Source organism: Sphingomonas sp. AP28 (genome assembly GCF_056680455.1).
In genome coordinates this window covers 3,936,247-3,953,860 of sequence record NZ_CM155283.1, presented here as the reverse complement: position 1 = coordinate 3,953,860, position 17,614 = coordinate 3,936,247, and the positions used below count along the sequence as shown (strand labels likewise).

General features: G+C 65.9%; 16 protein-coding genes. 11 read left to right on the top strand and 5 right to left on the bottom strand.

Annotation, left to right across the window (positions count from 1 at the left end; translation table 11 throughout):
* Position 1: 1 nt before the first annotated feature.
* On the top strand, positions 2-1,246 hold the full coding sequence (locus AC1MH0_RS18315; RefSeq protein WP_480963944.1) for a glycosyltransferase family 4 protein: 1,245 nt from the start codon (positions 2-4) through the stop codon (positions 1,244-1,246).
* Here the strand turns inward: AC1MH0_RS18315 and AC1MH0_RS18310 are convergent.
* The 3 genes from AC1MH0_RS18310 to AC1MH0_RS18300 all read right to left on the bottom strand — a co-directional run bounded on the left by AC1MH0_RS18310 (position 1,162) and on the right by AC1MH0_RS18300 (position 4,463).
* Complete coding sequence (locus AC1MH0_RS18310) at positions 1,162-2,109, bottom strand: glycosyltransferase family protein (protein WP_480963943.1); 948 nt, start codon at positions 2,107-2,109, stop codon at positions 1,162-1,164. The two genes, AC1MH0_RS18315 and AC1MH0_RS18310, sit on opposite strands and share 85 nt — an antisense overlap.
* 109 nt (positions 2,110-2,218) lie before the next feature.
* Positions 2,219-3,859, bottom strand: coding sequence for an inorganic phosphate transporter (locus AC1MH0_RS18305; RefSeq protein ID WP_480963942.1), 1,641 nt, complete (start codon positions 3,857-3,859; stop codon positions 2,219-2,221).
* A 274-nt stretch (positions 3,860-4,133) separates the two neighbouring features.
* On the bottom strand, positions 4,134-4,463 hold the full coding sequence (locus AC1MH0_RS18300; protein ID WP_480963941.1) for a UrcA family protein: 330 nt from the start codon (positions 4,461-4,463) through the stop codon (positions 4,134-4,136).
* A 218-nt stretch (positions 4,464-4,681) separates the two neighbouring features.
* Between AC1MH0_RS18300 and AC1MH0_RS18295 the strand changes: the two genes are divergently transcribed.
* Positions 4,682-6,964, top strand: a complete 2,283-nt coding sequence (locus tag AC1MH0_RS18295) for an ATP-dependent helicase (RefSeq protein WP_480965787.1) — start codon at positions 4,682-4,684, stop codon at positions 6,962-6,964.
* 20 nt (positions 6,965-6,984) lie between these two features.
* Here the strand turns inward: AC1MH0_RS18295 and AC1MH0_RS18290 are convergent, their stop codons facing one another.
* Entirely contained in the window at positions 6,985-7,326 is a 342-nt protein-coding gene (locus AC1MH0_RS18290) for an L-rhamnose mutarotase (RefSeq protein WP_480963940.1), read from the bottom strand.
* Between the two features lie 111 nt (positions 7,327-7,437).
* On the opposite strand from AC1MH0_RS18290, the gene AC1MH0_RS18285 reads away from it, so the two are divergent.
* Genes AC1MH0_RS18285 through fucP form a run of 5 tightly spaced genes read left to right on the top strand, consistent with a single transcriptional unit; the run spans position 7,438 to position 12,360 of the window.
* Positions 7,438-8,178: an SDR family oxidoreductase gene (locus AC1MH0_RS18285; RefSeq protein WP_480963939.1), complete on the top strand. Its 741-nt coding sequence runs from the start codon at positions 7,438-7,440 to the stop codon at positions 8,176-8,178.
* A 10-nt stretch (positions 8,179-8,188) separates the two neighbouring features.
* Entirely contained in the window at positions 8,189-9,034 is an 846-nt protein-coding gene (locus AC1MH0_RS18280; protein WP_480963938.1) for a fumarylacetoacetate hydrolase family protein, read from the top strand.
* Positions 9,031-10,308, top strand: coding sequence for an L-fuconate dehydratase (locus AC1MH0_RS18275; RefSeq protein ID WP_480963937.1), 1,278 nt, complete (start codon positions 9,031-9,033; stop codon positions 10,306-10,308). Before AC1MH0_RS18280 ends, AC1MH0_RS18275 begins: the two co-directional genes overlap by 4 nt.
* Positions 10,305-11,057, top strand: a complete 753-nt coding sequence (locus AC1MH0_RS18270) for an L-fucose dehydrogenase (RefSeq protein ID WP_480963936.1) — start codon at positions 10,305-10,307, stop codon at positions 11,055-11,057. Before AC1MH0_RS18275 ends, AC1MH0_RS18270 begins: the two co-directional genes overlap by 4 nt.
* Positions 11,058-11,082: 25 nt before the next feature.
* On the top strand, positions 11,083-12,360 hold the full coding sequence (gene fucP / locus AC1MH0_RS18265) for an L-fucose:H+ symporter permease (protein WP_480963935.1): 1,278 nt from the start codon (positions 11,083-11,085) through the stop codon (positions 12,358-12,360).
* A 207-nt stretch (positions 12,361-12,567) separates the two neighbouring features.
* Here the strand turns inward: fucP and lldD are convergent, their stop codons facing one another.
* Positions 12,568-13,701, bottom strand: coding sequence for an FMN-dependent L-lactate dehydrogenase LldD (gene lldD, locus AC1MH0_RS18260; RefSeq protein WP_480963934.1), 1,134 nt, complete (start codon positions 13,699-13,701; stop codon positions 12,568-12,570).
* A gap of 191 nt (positions 13,702-13,892) precedes the next feature.
* On the opposite strand from lldD, the gene AC1MH0_RS18255 reads away from it, so the two are divergent.
* From AC1MH0_RS18255 to AC1MH0_RS18240, 4 genes are all read left to right on the top strand, one after another.
* Positions 13,893-14,699 (top strand): IclR family transcriptional regulator, encoded by an 807-nt coding sequence (locus AC1MH0_RS18255; protein ID WP_480963933.1) that lies wholly within the window; start codon positions 13,893-13,895, stop codon positions 14,697-14,699.
* Between the two features lie 2 nt (positions 14,700-14,701).
* Positions 14,702-15,481 (top strand): GDSL-type esterase/lipase family protein, encoded by a 780-nt coding sequence (locus AC1MH0_RS18250; RefSeq protein ID WP_480963932.1) that lies wholly within the window; start codon positions 14,702-14,704, stop codon positions 15,479-15,481.
* Between the two features lie 244 nt (positions 15,482-15,725).
* On the top strand, positions 15,726-16,091 hold the full coding sequence (locus AC1MH0_RS18245) for a hypothetical protein (protein ID WP_480963931.1): 366 nt from the start codon (positions 15,726-15,728) through the stop codon (positions 16,089-16,091).
* A gap of 89 nt (positions 16,092-16,180) precedes the next feature.
* The gene (locus AC1MH0_RS18240) at positions 16,181-17,614 is read left to right on the top strand and encodes a mechanosensitive ion channel (RefSeq protein ID WP_480963930.1); all 1,434 of its coding nucleotides are present in this window, start codon (positions 16,181-16,183) and stop codon (positions 17,612-17,614) included.

Genomic DNA, 17,614 nt, shown 5'->3' with positions numbered 1-17,614 from the left:
TGTGAGGATCGCTCTACTCACCTGGGCCTATCCTCCTGAAAAGAGCGGACTTACTCGCGCCGCGCGAGAGATTGCACAATCGTTGGCACAATCTGGCAACGACGTCTGTGTCTTCACTATGGACCGGCGCAAAGACAGCCACGACGGCCGGGTATCGGTCGTCGGCTGTGGTCTGCGCGAGGGATCGTTCGCCGCGCGCCTCCGCAAGATTGCGGGAATTGGGCACCTCGTCGCGCCGTTCGCATATCGCCGAGCGGTTGCTCGCGAGCACCGTCGCGAGCCGTTCGACGTGGTCGAGGCGACCAACTGGTATGCGCCAGGACTGGCGATCGCACTCACCGGTCCTGCGCCGTTGGTTACGCGAAACTCGACCCCGGCAGCGACCTCGGCGGAGACGGTAACGAGCCTCCGCGACCGGTTCGATCGGCGTGCGGCCATGCTCGCGGAGCGGATCGCAGCGCGGTTCAGCAAGACGCTGATCTCCAACACGCAGCTTCACGGCGAGAAGATCGCAGCATTGTACGGTGTCGAGGCCCCCGGGCCGGTCGCGCGCCACGCGGTCATCGGCCTCAGCCTGCCACCGGAGATCGTGGCCCGAGGAACGGCTGCAGCCCATCCCGACGATATCCCCGAGGACCAGCCGATCGAACTGCTGTTCGTCGGACGTGACGAGCACCGCAAGGGGTTCGATGCCTTGATCATGGCGCTGAGGATCCTCGCCCGGCGCGCCGATGCCGGGATGCGCGATTTCCGCCTCACGATTGTTGGCGTTCACGCGGACGATGTGAAGGCGCTTCCGTCCACCGCGCGCACGCGGCTGCAGTGCCATCACCGTGTCGACGAACCGACGTTGCACGACCTGATGAGCGCGGCGCACGTCATCGTGGCACCCTCGCGCTACGAGAGCTTCGGCCTTGTGTACCAGGAAGCGATGATGTTCGGCCGACCGGTCGTCGCCTGCGCCGAGGACCCGAGCGCGCGGCTGTTCATCGGTGAAAGCGGCGCCGGGTTGCTGGCCGAGACCTGCACCGGCGACGACCTGGCCACGCAGGTCCAGCGGCTGATCGAGGACCCGGCTTTGCGTGCACACTACGCCGCAGCGAGTCGCGACGCCTCGGGGATGTTCACGCGCGATACCCTGTCCGCGCAGACGACCGCGGTTTATCGCACCGCGACAGGATCGAAGGGGGCGAGCAGCAACGCCTCGTCCTCGGGCCTACCCGCGCCGGTCGACATCGCCTCGTAGATTCGCGTCCGCTCGCGCACGCGCTCGCCGTCGAGCCGATGTTCGAGCGCACCGGCCAGCGCCAGCGAGGTTTCGACGAACGGTACGACCGGGCGCTCGTGGACGCGGCCGGCAAAGCGGATGTCGCTTCGGTTGAGCCGGTACTGGATGTCCGGAAAGGATGCGGACTGTACGCCATCGACGAGATTGCGGCGTGGCAGGCCGAGCGACCGCAACCCGTCACGATCCGCCGCCGCGACCAGCCAGCCGAGTGCGTCCAGCAAGGCCGCGTCGGGACTCTCGTCGGTGTCGATCTGCAACACCCAGCGGGTCTGCATCGCGTCCTGCAAACGGTTGCGTTGCGCGGCGAAATCACCCGCAAGGGCGTGGTGAGCGACCTCGATCCACGGGAGTCGTGCTGCGAGTTCGCTCGCTTCGTCTTCGGTGGCGTCGAGCAGTATCACGATGCGGGTAAACGCCGTGCTGTATCTCGTGGCGATGTCGACGATGTCGTTAGCGTCGGCGGGCCGCGCCATGATGCCGAGGCCTATTGCGTGTGGCAAGGTCGTCGCGGGAGTCGAATGCGCTCGACCGGGACCGTAATCCGGGGGAAAACGTACGGAGCCGTCAGCGAGATCGATGGGTTCGACTTCGAAGCCGAACCGCCAGGCCGCATTCCGCAATCCCGCCGGATCGAGCCTCCAGCGCTCGGCCGGATCGCGCTCCAGATCCACCAGCCCACTTTCGAGCCGTGCGACAATGTCATGCGCCACCGCACCGATTTCGCTTACGTCGCGGACCAGCAGGCGGCAGTGGCTACATTCGCACCAGTCTTCGCGCGCGAGCCAGTCCCAATTCCCGCATATCGAGCATCGTAATTGCATCGTTCCCGCAACCCTCAGCGGACTGAAGCTGTTCCCGCACCTCACTGGCATCGGGCCTATCCCGACGAACCGCCGTCACCCTGACGAAGGTCAGGAGGACGGATCGCGCTCAATATCCCAGCGAATGCGCTACCGTCAGCAGCAACCAGTACAGCCCGCCCGACAGCAGCATCGCCACCGGCAGGGTCATCACCCAGGCCAGCGCCATGTTCATGACCGTCCGCCGCTGCAACCCGGCGCCATTGGCGACGCTCGCGCCGGCAACACCCGACGACAGGATGTGCGTGGTCGACACCGGCATGCCGAATCGAACCGCCAGCAGGATCGTCGCCGCCGCGACCAGTTCGGCCGACGCGCCCATGCCGTAGGTCAAATGCGTCTTGCCGATCCGCTCACCCACAGTGACGACGATCCGCTTCCACCCGACCATCGTGCCCAAGCCCAGCGCGAGCGCGACGGTGACCTTCACCCAGGTCGGGATATAGCGCGTGCCTTGCTCAAGCCCGCTATTGTAGCTCTTGAGCGTCGTGATCTCCTGCACCGTGAACCGGCTTTGCGCGGCTTTGTCCTCGGCGATCAGCTTGGTCGTATCGAGCACGAGGTACATGTCGTTGCGTAGGTTCGGGGTCGCCGCGGCGGGCACCTTGCCGAGCGAGCCATAACCCTCGATCCGGCTCGACACGTCGTCCGACAGCGTCGCCAGCGCGGCATAGATGACCGGGTCGGCGACGTGCTTGGTCTTCAGAGCCTGCGTGACCTGCGCCCGCGAGGTGGCGACGTCGGCCGGCGCACCATTGGCATGCGCGCGGTAGGCGGCCGATGCGGCCTGCGCCGACTGCACGAATGCGGGCATCGCGCTCTCGGGCATCGTCCGGTTGAGCGCATAGGCGGTCGGCGCGCAGCCGATCAGGATGAGCATGATCAGGCCCATCCCCTTTTGCCCGTCGTTGCTGCCGTGCGCGAAGCTGACCGCGGTGCAGGTGCCGATCAGCAGCGCACGGATGCCGCGCGGCGGTGGCGTCTGGCCTTCCGGCGCCTCGTACAGTTTCTTGTCGTGCAGGAAGAGTTTCATCACGAGCAGCAGCAACAGCGCACCGACGAACCCAATGATCGGGCTGAATGCGAGCGCGGAAAGGACTTTCCAGACCTGCACCATGTCGACGCCCGACGTGCCATCCGCACCGCCGCCGTTGATGATCTGGTTGGCGAGGCCGACGCCGAGGATCGAGCCGATCAGTGCGTGGCTCGACGAATTGGGCAGCCCCGCCGCCCAGGTCGCGAGGTTCCAGACGATCGCCGCGAGCAGCAGCGCGAAGATCATCGCGAACCCGCCGACGCTGCCGACGTTGAGGATAAGGTCGACCGGCAGCAGCGTCACGATCGAATACGCCACCGCGCCCGACGACAGCATCACGCCGAGGAAGTTGAAGAACCCCGACCACACGACCGCGAGCGGCGCGGGCATCGAATGCGTGTAGATGACGGTCGCGACTGCGTTGGCGGTGTCGTGGAATCCGTTCACGAACTCGAAACCAAGCGCGATCAGCAGCGCCAGCGCGAGGAACGCGAACGCCCCGCCCGCCAGGCTCTCGCCGACCTGCGCGGTGTCGAACGCGATGCTGAACCCGGCATAGGCAAGCCCGCCGATCAGCACGGCGAGGAATATCCACCGCCCCGCCGGGTGCAGCGAATGGTCGAGCTTGGGACCGGTGTGCGGCATCGACGCCTTCGCGCTCGAATCAGCCGTCATCGCGTCTGGTGCAAATGTGGAGGTTGCCATGGGAATGTGCAGTCGGCCCTTACGATGACAATCTTATGACAGATACAAATCAAGCGACGCTTCGGCCTGATATGGGACGCCGCCTTATCGATCCTCCCCCGCCAGGGGGGAGGTGGCACCGAAGGTGACGGAGGGGGTGAACACGGCACAGCGGTTTCCCCTGACCTCCCCCTCCATCCGGCAAGCGTCAGCAAGCTCTCCCTCGTGGGAAAGATCGTTCGCGGGAACGCGTCGCCTCAAGCCCTCAGCGTACCGCACCGATGCTGGCGAGTTGCGTCCCGCTCCGCCCGAACAGCGCGGCCATCTTCACGTCCGCATCGGCGGTCATTTCCTTGCGGCACTGGTGCGCATCGGCGAGCGCATCGAGACCGCTGGTACGCGGCTGGCACGCACTGGCGATCGCCGATCGCAGCCGACGCTGGAATGCGGACCGCCCTGCGTCGTTGGACAGATCGAGGCCCGCACGCGATACGCGCACCGACACCGGCTCACGCACGGAACTGGCCGACGCGGCCGTGGAAAACAGGCACGCTCCGACGATCGCCGCCGAAGCGACGCTGATGAAAAGCTTCATGATGATGTTCCTCAAATGGTCCTGCGGTCCGCAAGGCTATGCCTGCGGGCGACGGCGCCAGCGCGTCGGGACACCTTTCTGGGTGCGGCATCTCCGACCACGAACCACGTCGCTGCGCATCCCCTAGGCGCGGTTCGTGACATCTGCGCGACGGTTTGGCAACGTTTCAAAGGTTGCCCGATCGGCCCCCGTTCCCTACCTGTTCACCGGTGAACCAGATCGCCCAAACGTCCGCGCCGCAAGCAGAACCGCCTTATCTCCGCGGCCTCAATCCGCCGCAGCGCGAGGCGGTGCTGACCACCGACGGCCCAGTCCTGATCATCGCCGGCGCCGGCACCGGCAAGACCGCGGCGCTGACCGCTCGGCTCGCGCACCTGATCTTTACCAAGAAGGCATGGCCGTCCGAAATCCTGAGCGTCACCTTCACCAACAAGGCCGCGCGCGAGATGCGCGAGCGGGTCGGTCGGCTGGTCGGCGATGCGGTCGAGGGCATGCCGTGGCTTGGCACCTTCCACGCGATCGCGGCGAAGATGCTGCGCCGCCATGCCGAACTGGTCGGGCTGCAATCGAACTTCACGATCCTCGATACCGACGACCAGTTGCGTTTGCTCAAGCAGCTGATCCTCGCCGCCGACATCGACGAAAAGCGCTTCCCGACGCGCAGCCTCGCCGGGCTGATCGACCAGTGGAAGAACAAGGGCCTCGTCCCCGCCGATATCGATGCGGGCGAGAGCGAGCGTTACGCCAACGGCCGCGGCGGCGAGCTGTACCAGCAATACCAGACGCGGCTGATCGCGCTCAACGCGTGCGATTTCGGCGACCTGCTGCTCCACATGCTGGTGATCCTGAAGACGCACCGCGACGTGCTCGCCCAGTATCAGCAGCGCTTCAAATACATCATGGTCGACGAGTATCAGGACACCAACTCGTCGCAATATCTCTGGCTGCGGCTGCTCGCGCAGGAGCGCAAGAATATCGCCTGCGTCGGCGACGACGACCAGTCGATCTATTCGTGGCGCGGCGCGCAGGTCGAGAACATCCTGAAGTTCGAGCGCGACTTCCCCGGCGCGAAGGTCATCCGCCTCGAACAGAATTACCGCAGCACGCCGCACATCCTCGGCGCCGCGTCGGGCGTGATCGCCAACAACGGCGGGCGGCTCGGCAAGCAGCTCTGGACCGAGCGTGACGTCGGCGAGAAGGTGAAGGTCATCGGCGTCTGGGACGGCCCTGAGGAAGCGCGGCGGGTTGGCGAGGAGATCGACATCGTCCGCCGCTCGGGCAAGAGCCTCGACGAGGTGGCGATCCTGGTCCGCGCGCAGCACCAGACGCGTGAGTTCGAGGACCGCTTCATCGCGATCGGCATGCCGTACAAGATCGTCGGCGGCTTCCGCTTCTACGAACGCGCCGAAATCCGCGACGCGCTGGCGTACCTCCGCGTGGTCAACCAGCCCGCGGACGACCTCGCCTTCGAACGCATCGTCAACGTCCCCAAGCGTGGCCTCGGCGACAAGGCGGTCGCGCGCATCCACCAGCTCGCGCGCGCCACCGGTACGCCGCTGACCACCGCCGCCGCGCGCATCCTCGACACCGACGAACTGACCGGGGCTGCGAAGAAATCGCTCGGCCGGCTGGTCGGCGACATCGCGCGCTGGCGCGACATGGCGACCAGCCTGCCGCACGCCGAACTCGCGCGGCAGTTGCTCGACGAGAGCGGCTACACCGCGATGTACCAGGCCGAGAAATCGGTCGAGGCCACCGGCCGCCTGGAGAACCTCAGCGAGCTCGTCCGCGCGATGGAGGAGTACGACTCACTTGGCGCGTTCCTCGAACACGTGTCGCTGGTGATGGACAACGAGGGCGGCGCGCAGGATCCGCAGGTCACGATCATGACCATCCACGCCGCCAAGGGGCTCGAATACGACACGGTGTTCCTGGTCGGCTGGGAGGAGGGCCTGTTCCCGTCGCAGCGCTCGCTCGACGAAGGCGGCGTGAAGAGCCTGGAGGAGGAACGCCGCCTCGCCTATGTCGCGATAACCCGTGCCCGGCGACTGGCGGTCATCATCCACGCCGCCAACCGCCGCATCTACGGCCAGTGGAACTCGTCGATCCCCTCGCGCTTCGTCGCCGAACTCCCCGCCGAACACATCGACACGGAAACCACGATGTCCGGCGGCGCGAGCCTTTGGCAAGCCAACTGGTCCGACCGGGCCGATCCGTTCGCAGATGTCGCTCGTGGCACGGGCCGAGGCCCCGGCTGGCAACGCGCGTCGGGCACCGGCAGCACTTTCTCCACCAAGCCCGCCCGCGTCGTCGAAAGCCGGTCGAGCGCGATCAGCCTAGGCAACAAGGGCCGTGACGATCTCTCGCTCGGCATGCGCGTGTTCCACCAGAAGTTCGGCTATGGGCTGATTGCAGAGATCGAAGGCAACAAGCTGGAGATCGACTTCGAACAGTCCGGCCGCAAGCGCGTGATGGACAGTTTCGTGACGCTCACGCCTTAACGGCATCAACCGGAAAAAGATCAGCCGGCGGCCTGGTCCGCGAGCGAGAAGATCCGCTCCATCACCGCCCATTTCGGCCCGTCCGCAGCGATCGGCTTCTGATAAACGTCCATCGCCGTCTCCCAGGACGCGACGACCGGCTGCAACGCTGGGTCGGCCGCGCGTGGAAAATCGTCTTCGACCTCCGCGATCATCACGAGCCGGTCGGCCACCTGCCAGATCTCCATCTCTCGATAGCCCCGCTGGACGATGTCGCGCACGACCTCGGGCCACACGGCGCCCGGCGCGTGGCGTTCGCGATAGGCGGCGATCAGGGCTGCGTCATCAGCGAGGTCCAGCGCGGTCACGATGCGATACGTCACGGAAATTCCTTCGATACGGCGTACTACCGCGACCATAGCGCCGCCGCCCCTTTTCAAAAGTCACTTTGACTAATAAAACCAACGAAACGCACAACACGCGCAGGAGATGGAATGAGACTGTCCGGCAAGACCGCGGTAGTGACCGCGGCGGCACAAGGCATCGGCCGCGCCACCGCCGAACGCTTCCGCGACGAGGGCGCACGGGTCTTCGCACTCGACCGCGACGACGATGCGCTGCAGGCGATCGACGGCGTCGACCGTCTCGTCGTCGACTTGCTCGACGCAAGCGCGATCGCCGCTTTGCCCGCAACGATCGGCGACATCGACATTCTCGCCAACGTCGCCGGCTTCGTTGCAGCGGGCGACATCCTGCAAGGCAGCGACGACGACTGGATGCTGTCGTTCGACCTCAACGTCCACGCGATGCACCGCATGACCCGCGCGTTCCTGCCCGGCATGCTCGCGCGCGGCGGCGGTGCGATCGTCAACATGAGCAGCATCGCGTCGAGCGTGAAGGGCATCCCCAACCGCTACGCCTACGGCGCATCGAAGGCAGCGGTAATCGGCCTGACCAAGGCCGTGGCAGCCGATTTCGTCGGCCGCGGAATTCGCTGCAACTGCGTGTGCCCCGGCACGATCGAGACCCCTTCCCTCCGCGAACGCATTGTCTCGCAGGCGGGAACGCAGGGCATTTCGGTCAGCGAGGCCGACGCGGCGTTCGTCGCGCGCCAGCCGATGGGCCGGCTGGGACGCGCCGAAGAGATCGCCGCGCTGTTCCTGTATCTCGCCAGCGACGAATCGAGCTTCACCACCGGCGCGGTCCACGTGATCGACGGCGGCTGGGTCAACTAAGGATCATCCGATGAAATTATTGCGTTACGGCCCGCGCGGCCAGGAAAAGCCCGGCATCCTCGATCAGGACGGCGCGATCCGCGCGCTGCCCGCGGACCTTGGCGATCTCGCCGGTAACCTGTTGTCGCCCGAAGGGCTGGCGAAGATCGCAGCGCTCGACGTGACGACCTTGCCCAAGGTCGACGGCGCGCCGCGGATCGGGCCGTGCGTCACGCGGACCGGCAAGTTCATCTGCATCGGCCTGAACTATTCGGACCACGCCGCCGAGAGCAACATGGCCCTCCCCGCCGAGCCGGTCGTGTTCAACAAGTGGACCAGCGCGATCCAGGGCCCGAACGACGATGTCGAGATCCCGCGTGGCTCGGAGAAGACCGACTGGGAAGTCGAACTCGGCGTCGTCATCGGTACGCCCGGCCGCAACATCGCCAAGGAAGACGCGCTGTCGCACGTCGCCGGCTATTGCGTCGTCCACGACGTGTCCGAGCGTGCGTTCCAGCTCGAGCGTGGCGGCACGTGGGACAAGGGCAAGGGCTGCGATACGTTCGGGCCGATCGGCCCCTGGCTCGTTACCACGGACGAGGTCGGCGATCCCCAAAAGCTGGGCCTCTGGCTCGAAGTCGACGGCCATCGCTATCAGGACGGCACGACCGCGAACATGATCTTCGACGTCGCGACGATCGTTTCCTACCTCAGCGACTTCTGCACGCTCGAGGCGGGCGACATTATCTCGACCGGTACGCCGAAGGGCGTCGGCCTGGGCCAGAAGCCACCGGTGTATCTGCGTGCGGGCCAGACGGTACGGCTCGGCATCGAGGGCCTCGGCGAACAGACGCAGACGATGGTCGCCGCCGCATGACGACCATCACTGGTCTGCGCACGATCGACCTTCGTTTCCCGACCAGCGCGGGGCTCGACGGGTCGGACGCGATGAACCCCGATCCGGACTACTCGGCCGCCTATGTCGTGCTGGAGACGGATACGGACGGACTCGAAGGCCACGGCCTGACCTTCACGATCGGCCGCGGCAACGACATCTGCGTCGCGGCGATCGAGGCGATGCGGCATCTCGTCATCGGGCTCGACCTCGACTGGATCATCGAGAATCCTGGGCGGATGTGGCGGCATCTGACCGGGGACAGCCAGTTGCGCTGGATCGGCCCCGACAAGGGCGCGATCCACCTCGCGACCGGCGCTGTCGTGAACGCAATCTGGGACCTGTGGGCCAAGGCGGTCGGCAAGCCCGTCTGGCGGCTCGTCGCGGAGATGACGCCGGAGGAATTGGTCCGCACGATCGACTTCCGATACCTGACCGACGCGATCACGCCGGAAGACGCGATCACGCTGCTGACGAACCGCGCGGCGGGCAAGGCCGAGCGGATCGCCGATCTCGAAGCGACCGGCTTCCCTTGCTACACCACGTCCGCGGGCTGGCTCGGCTATCCCGACGAGAAACTGCGTCGGCTCGCGCAGGAGGCGGTCGATGCCGGCTTCGACTATATCAAGCTGAAGGTCGGTCGCGATCTGGAGGACGATATCCGCCGCCTGACGATCGCGCGCGAGGTGCTCGGGCCCGACCGCAAGCTGATGATCGATGCGAACCAGGTGTGGGACGTCCCGCAGGCGATCGAATGGGTCAACGCGCTCGCCTTCGCCAAACCGTGGTTCATCGAGGAACCGACCAGCCCCGACGATATCCTCGGCCACCAGGCGATCCGCGAAGCGATCGGCGAGGTGAAGGTCGCGACCGGCGAGATGTGCCAGAACCGGATCATGTTCAAACAGTTCATGGCGGCAGGTGCGATCGACGTCGTGCAGATCGACAGCTGCCGTCTGGGCGGCGTCAACGAGGTGCTGGCGGTGCTGTTGCTCGCGGCCCGGTACGACCTGCCGGTCTGTCCGCATGCCGGCGGCGTCGGCTTGTGCGAATACGTCCAGCATCTCTCGATGATCGACTATCTCTGCTTCTCCGGGACCAAGGACGGGCGCGTGATCGAGTATGTCGACCATCTCCACGAGCATTTCGTCGACCCCTGCGTGATCCGTGACGCAGCCTACATGCCGCCGACGCTGCCAGGCTATTCGATCGAGATGAAGCCGCAGTCGCTGATCGACTATCGGTTCGCCGGGTGAAGCTCGGGCTCGACGGCAAGGTCGTGATCGTCACGGGTGGCGGGGCCGGTATCGGCCTCGCCATCGCGCGGGGGTTGCCCGAGGAAGGCGCAATCCCGGTGATCGTGTCGCGGAGCGCGCCCGAGGACTTCGCGGCCGAGCACCTGTTCGTCGCGACCGAATTGTCCGACGATGATGCGTGCGCGGCGGCGGTCGAGGCGGCGGTCGCGCGCTATGGCCGGATCGACGGGCTGGTGAACAACGCCGGCGCCAACGACAATATCGGGCTCGGCCGGACGCCGGCTGAGTTTCGCGCCTCGCTAGACCAGAACCTCGTCCATTATTTCGCGATGGCGCATCACGCGGTGCCGCATCTGCGCAAGACCGGCGGCGCGATCGTCAACATCTCGTCGAAGACCGCGGTCACCGGCCAGGGTGACACCAGCGCGTATGCCGCCGCCAAGGGCGCGCAACTCGCGCTGACCCGTGAATGGGCGGTCGCCCTGCGCGGCGACGGGATTCGCGTCAACGCGGTGATCCCCGCCGAGGTGATGACGCCGCTCTACCAGCGCTGGATCGACAGTTTCGATGATCCGCAGGCGAAGCTCGACGGCATCGTCGCGCGCATCCCGCTCGGCCACCGCATGACAGAAGATCGCGAGATCGCAGACACGGTGGTGTTCTTGCTCTCCGACCGGGCAAGCCACACGACCGGGCAGTGGCTCTATGTCGATGGCGGCTATACCCATCTCGATCGCGCGATAGACTAACAAAAAACATAATCAGGAGTGGATCATGAGCGGAACGACCGCCGACAGGAAATATGTGCCGGCGATCGTGCTGACGGTCGCGCTGTTCTTCCTCTGGGGGATGGCGAACAACCTCAACGACATCCTGATTGCGCAGTTCAAGAAGGCGTTCACGCTCACCGACTTCCAGACCAGCTTCGTCCAACAGGCCTTCTACATGGGCTATTTCCTGCTCGCGGTGCCGGCCGCGCTGGTGACGCGGGCAAAGGGCTACAAGACCGCGATCGTCACCGGGCTGGTGCTGTATGCGGCGGGTGCGCTGCTCTTCTATCCCGCGGCGCATTACGGGGAGTATCTGTATTTCCTCGCCGCGCTGTTCGTGATCGCGTGTGGGCTGGCGTTCCTCGAAACGTCGGCGAACCCGCTGATGACCGAACTGGGCGACCCGACGACCGCGGCCAAACGGCTCAATTGGGCGCAGGCGGCCAACCCCGTCGGGACCGTCGCGGGCGTGTTGATCGGCAAGTATTTCATCCTGTCGGCAATCGTCCACGACGAGAGCGCGGTCGCGGCGATGAGCCCGGCGGCGCGCGAGGCCTTCTATCGCAGCGAAGTCGTCGCGGTGCAGACGCCCTATCTGGTGATCGGCCTGGTCGTGCTGCTGTTCGCGGTCGCCGCCGCGGTGATCCGCTTTCCCGAGCATCGCGCGGAAGAGACCGTCGGCACACCGTCGCGGTTCGTCGACGTGTTCCGCCATCCGCGGTTGATCTTCGCGACGGTGACACAATTCTTCTACGTCGGCGCGCAAGTCGGCATTTGGAGCTATACGATCCGCTACGCGCAGGCGAACGTCCCCGGCATGGCCGAGCACGATGCCGCGGATTACCTCTTCGCCAGCCTCGTGTTGTTCGGGATCGGCCGGCTCGCGGGCACCGCGCTGATGGACCGGATCGCGCCCCCTCGCCTGCTTGCGATCTTCGCGGTCGTGAGCGCGCTGCTGGCGAGCGTCGCCGGGCTCGTCGGCGGGCAGGTCGGGCTGTACGCGCTGGTGCTCGCCAGCCTGTTCATGTCGATCCAGTTCCCGACGATCTTCGCGCTCGGCATGGACGGGCTGGGCCCGCTCCGTCGCGCGGGCGCCTCGCTGATCATCATGGCGATCATCGGCGGCGCGGTGCTGACCGGGCTGATGGGGCATATCTCCGACCTCGCCGGGATCGATACCGCGATGCTCGTGCCGGCCGTGTGCTTCCTGGTGGTACTGGCGTTCGCGATGAAGGCCGGGCGGACGCTGTCGGGGGATGTCGTGCAGCCGACGATCCACTGAGCTCTGTATCGAGGCACTGGGGAGCTCGCAGGACCTCCCGATGTTGCCACCACCCCGGCGAAGGCCGGGGCCCAGTTGGGGGGGACGGAGGTAACTAGGGACCGTCCTACATTATGACGACCTTTCCAACTGGGCCCCGGCCTTCGCCGGGGTGGTTAACTTAAGCAGCGTGCGTGAGTGTGAAGCGAGCCTTGAGAGGCTCCGCTTTCAGACCAGAATTCCCCGGTCGATCTCCGCAATCGACCGCACCCCCGTCAGCGCCATCGCCACCCGCATCTCCCGCTCGATCAGCGTCAGCAACTGGGTCACCCCCGCCTCGCCCCGCGCCGCCAGCGCATACAGCCACGCCCGGCCGAGCAGCACGCCGTCCGCCCCCAGCGCCAGCATCCGCACCACGTCGAGCCCCGACCGCACGCCCGAATCCGCCAGCACCGTCAGCTGTCCCTTCACCGCCTCCGCGATCGCCGGCAGCGCCGCCGCGCTCGACAGCACGCCGTCGAGTTGCCGGCCGCCATGGTTCGACACGACGATCCCGTCCGCACCGATCGCCGCCGCCTCGCGCGCGTCATCCGGATCGAGGATGCCCTTGATGATCAGCGGCCCGTCCCAACCGTCGCGGATCCACTCCAGGTCCTTCCACGCGATCGACGGATCGAAATTGCTGCCGAGCCAGCCCATGTAATCGTTCAGCCCACTCGCCTTGCCCAGCACCGGCTCCAGATTGCCGAGCTGGTGCGGCCGCCCGTGCAAGCCCACGTCCCACGCCCAGCGGGGACGCCCCATCGCCTGCAACATCCGGCGCAGTGGCGCGCGCGGCCCCGACATTCCCGAATGCTGATCGCGGTAGCGCGCGCCCGGCACCGGCATGTCGACCGTGAACACCAGTGCCTTCGCGCCTCCCGCCTTCGCGGTCGCCAACAGATCACGCATGAACGCCCGGTCGCGGATGACGTAGAGCTGGAACCAGGTCGGCCCGGTCGGCGCCGCCTTCACTACCTCGCCGAGCGAACAAAGCGACACCGTCGACAGGCAGAACGGCACCCCTGCGGCATGCGCGGCCCGCGCCGCCTGAGTCTCGCCGCGGCGATGGTACATGCCCGCGATCCCGACCGGCCCGAGCCCGACCGGCAACGCCTGGTGCTGGCCGAACAGCGTCGTCGAGAGGTCGAGGTCGGACACATCGCGCAACACCCGCTGGCGCAGCGCGATCCCCGACAGGTCGCTCACGTTGCGCGCGAGCGTCGCCTCCGCATAGGAACCACCGTCGGCATAATCGAACAGGAACCGCGGCAGTCGCTTGCGTGCAGCCTCGCGGAAATCGAGCGTCGAGGCGATCGTCATGCGGCATCTCCAATAGTTGGCGCATCGATCCCGAGGCCGCGGCGTACGGCTGTCCCTAGCAAGCGAGCGTCCCCGCCACCAACTTTCAGATATGAAAGATTGTTGTGTCGACCCCGCGCGCTTGCGGCATAAGGATCGCGCTTACAATCACGATCGCCTCCGCCATGCCGCCTCGCCCTCCGCCGCCGTCTTTGCCAGATACCAACAGCGCCAGTCCGCGCGTGTATTCTGCGCCCGCACTGGAGAAGGCGATCGACATCATCGAACTTCTCGCGCGCGAGCCGAACGGCCTGACGGTCAGCGAAATCGCTGCCCGCCTGTCACGGTCGATCAGCGAACTCTTCCGCGTGATCGTCGTGCTCGACCGGCGTCGCTGGCTGCGCAAAGACCCCGCCAGCGACCGCTACCGCGTAACCTACCAGTTGCTCGAAACCGCCCACCGCGCGACCCCGGCGCAGGAACTGACGCACGTCGCCGCGCCCCTAATGCAGGCGCTTTCCGCGATCGCGGTGCAATCCTGTCATCTCGTCGTCGTCAACGGCACCTCCGGGCTGATCATTCTCCGGCAGGAAAGCCCCGGCCCGACCGGTTTCGCCGTCCGGCTCGGTACCAGCATAGCCCTGGCGACCAACTGCTCGGGTCACGTCCTCCTCGCGTTCATGGCGGCCGACGCACGATCCGCCATCCTCGATAAAACGACGGATCGAGCAACCCGCGTCGCGCTCGATGCACCGTTCGCCGAGATCCGCGAGCGCGGCTATGAATCGATCCGCAGTGCCCGGATGAGCGGTGTCTCCGACATCAGCTGCCCGATCTTCGGCTATGACGGCCATATCGTCGCCGCACTGACCATTCCGTTCCTCGAGGTCATCGACGAGACCCCGCATATTTCCGCGGACGAAGCGCTGGTTGCGCTGAAGCGAATTGCGACGGAGATTTCGCAGGCGCTTGGCTGGTACGCGCCGAGCGAGACCGCCATCGAACATGAAAGGTCATAGCCATGAACCGCCTCCTCCTGCCGCTCGCTACCCTTCTTCTCGGGACGACGGCACCCGTCGTGGCGCGGCAGGTCGCGACCGCACCGATAGTCCCTGTCGCCCGTCTGGATCTGAAATGGTGGGCCGATCGGCATGCGGCCGTCCTCGCTACGCTTGCCCGGCACCCCGATCCCTCCGTCGTGCTGATCGGCGACTCGATTACCAACAATTACGACAAGGCCACCCCGCCGGACGAGAATTTCGCGCCGATCTGGGCAACCTTCTACGCACCGCGCAAAGCGCTGAACCTCGGCTTCAGCGGGGACATGACCGACAATGTCTTGTGGCGCCTTCGCCACGGCGAGGTCGCGGGTATCCATCCCAAAGCGGTCGTGCTGCTGATCGGCACCAACGATACCAATGCCGCCGGCCGAACCGCGACACAGACCCAGGCCGGGATCGAGGCGGTGGTAGACGACCTCAAGAACCGCCTGCCAAAAGCGAAGATCCTGCTGCTCGGACTGTTGCCAACCGGAATTTCTCCCGCGAAATCGGCTACCGATGCGGCGATCAACACGTCTCTCGCACGGCGTTATGCAGCCGATCCCCGCGTCGGCTTTCTCGATATCGGCGCGGTCTTTCGCAGACCCGACGGCACCTTGAACGACGCGCTGTTCTACGATCCCCGCATGCCGCAGCCTGCAAAGCCACTCCACCCGGACACGCGTGGCCAGCGGATGATGGCCGAAGCGATCGAACCGACGCTGGCCAAGCTGATCGGCGATCGTCCCCGGCGTCGATGACCGTGATGCGCGCCATCGCTACCGCGACCGTTCCGCTGCCCAGGTTCGAGGCGCATCCACACGATCGGGCAAGCGCGGTCCCGCGCTAAGCCGACGATCGTCGATCGCTGCATAGTATTTATCTACCTGATCACTGGTTAACAATACTAGAAACTTTTAAATGAATTGAAGGGTTTGGCGCTTGGGATCGTTGGATCGCGGCCATCCCGGCCCGATCGCTTGGCCCCTACCGAGAGGGGCTTTCATGACTCAGCGTCCTAGTTTTCCACGTATTGCCGCAATCTTCGTCGTCGGCGCTACGACGATGTCGTTGGCAGCGTGCGTCAATCCGTCGGCGAAAATCGCGACCTCACTGGAGGGTTACGGTTTCCAGCCTGCGCAGTCGCAGTGCGTCGGCGACCGGCTCGAGGCAAACCTGTCGCTTGGTCAACTCCAGCAACTCGGCCGCGCGGCCAAGGCATCGCGCGCGGGTGACACGACGCCGGGTCGCCTGACGGTCAGCGACTTCGTTCGCGTATCGGGCCAGGTCAAGGATCCCAAAGTACCGCTCGAGGTCGGCAAGGCCGCTGCTGCATGCGGCATCCTGACCGACCCGGCATCACCGCTCTAATCCGGAACCGCGGCACCGCCCCCCAAAGGCGCACGGTGCCGCGCAACGGCAGACGTCAGGCCCCGTAGAGGGTTTCAAGGGACACAATCATGCAAGACGTAACCTACGCGGGCGATACGGTCGTATCGAACACGCGCGATTTTGGGGCGCAAGCCTGGAGCTATGTCGAGATCTGGACGCCGCGGATCATCGCGGCGCTGCTCATCCTTTTGGTCGGGTGGGCGATCGCCCGCGCGGTGAAGTGGGGCGTCGCCAAGCTCGTCAACAAGACGCCGCTCGCGATCCACGCCAACGAGCCGAACGCAAACCCGCGCAACCCGACCACGATCGGCGCGCAGGTCGGTGATGCCGCCTATTGGGTGGTCCTCCTGATCGCGCTGTTCCTCGCGACGCAGCCACTGGGTCTCGCCGGCGCAACCGGTCCGCTCGGCGACATGCTGCAGGGCTTCGGCCGGGCGGTACCGCGCATCATCGGCGCCGGGCTGATCTTCTTCCTGGGCTATGTGCTCGCGAAGGTCGCCAAGAAGGCGGTCGAGGCGGTCATCACGGCCAGCCATGTCGAGCGTTTCTCGACCCATGTCGGTGCCGCCACGCCAGCCGATCCGACGATGCTGCCACGCACCATCGGCAGCATCGTGTTCGCGCTGATCATCATTCCGGTTTCGATCGCGGCGCTCGACACGCTGAACATCGCGGCGATCTCGCAGCCGGCAACCGCCATGCTGCGCATCATCCTCGACGCCATCCCGCACGTCATCGCCGCCGGCATGATCCTGGCCGTCGCCTATGTCATCGCCAAGTTCGCGTCGCGTCTGTTGACGCAGTTCCTGGCAACGACCGGCTTCGACCGGACGATCGGTTCGATCGGCATCTTCGGCAACACGGAAAACCGCGAGCTCGGCACCACCGGCCAGTCGACCGGTCCGTCGTTCGTGCCATCTAAGACCGTCGGCACCGGCGCGTTCGTCGCAATCCTCGTCTTCGGTTTGATGGAAGCGTTCCGCCAGCTGAACTTCGCCTATGGCTCGCAGATCATGGCCGAGGTGCTGACGCTGTTCGGGCAGGTCGTGTTCGGTGCGATCATCATCTTCGCATCGGTCGTCATCGCCCGCTTCGTGGCGCACGCGATCGAGCGTAACGGCGACCAGGGCACGCGCGTTGCCGCCCCCGTCGTGCGGATCGCGATCATCGTGCTCGGCACCGCTATCGGTCTGCGCTTCATGGGTCTGGCGGACGACATCATCAACATGGCGTTCGGGCTGCTGCTCGGTGCGATCGCGGTGGCCTTCGCCCTCGCATTCGGTCTGGGCGGTCGTGACGCGGCGGGGAATGCCGTCAAGCGCATGCTGGATGGCGCCAAGTCGACCGACGACACCTCGAACCCCGGTCGGGCGATCAACGGAGACCGTACGGAGACGGCGCCTTTCGGCATAGCTCCGACGGACCGTCAGTCGGACAGCAATCTCGACCGTCAGGACGACCGTGACGACAGGCAGGGCTCTACCGACCGCCCCCTGATCTGA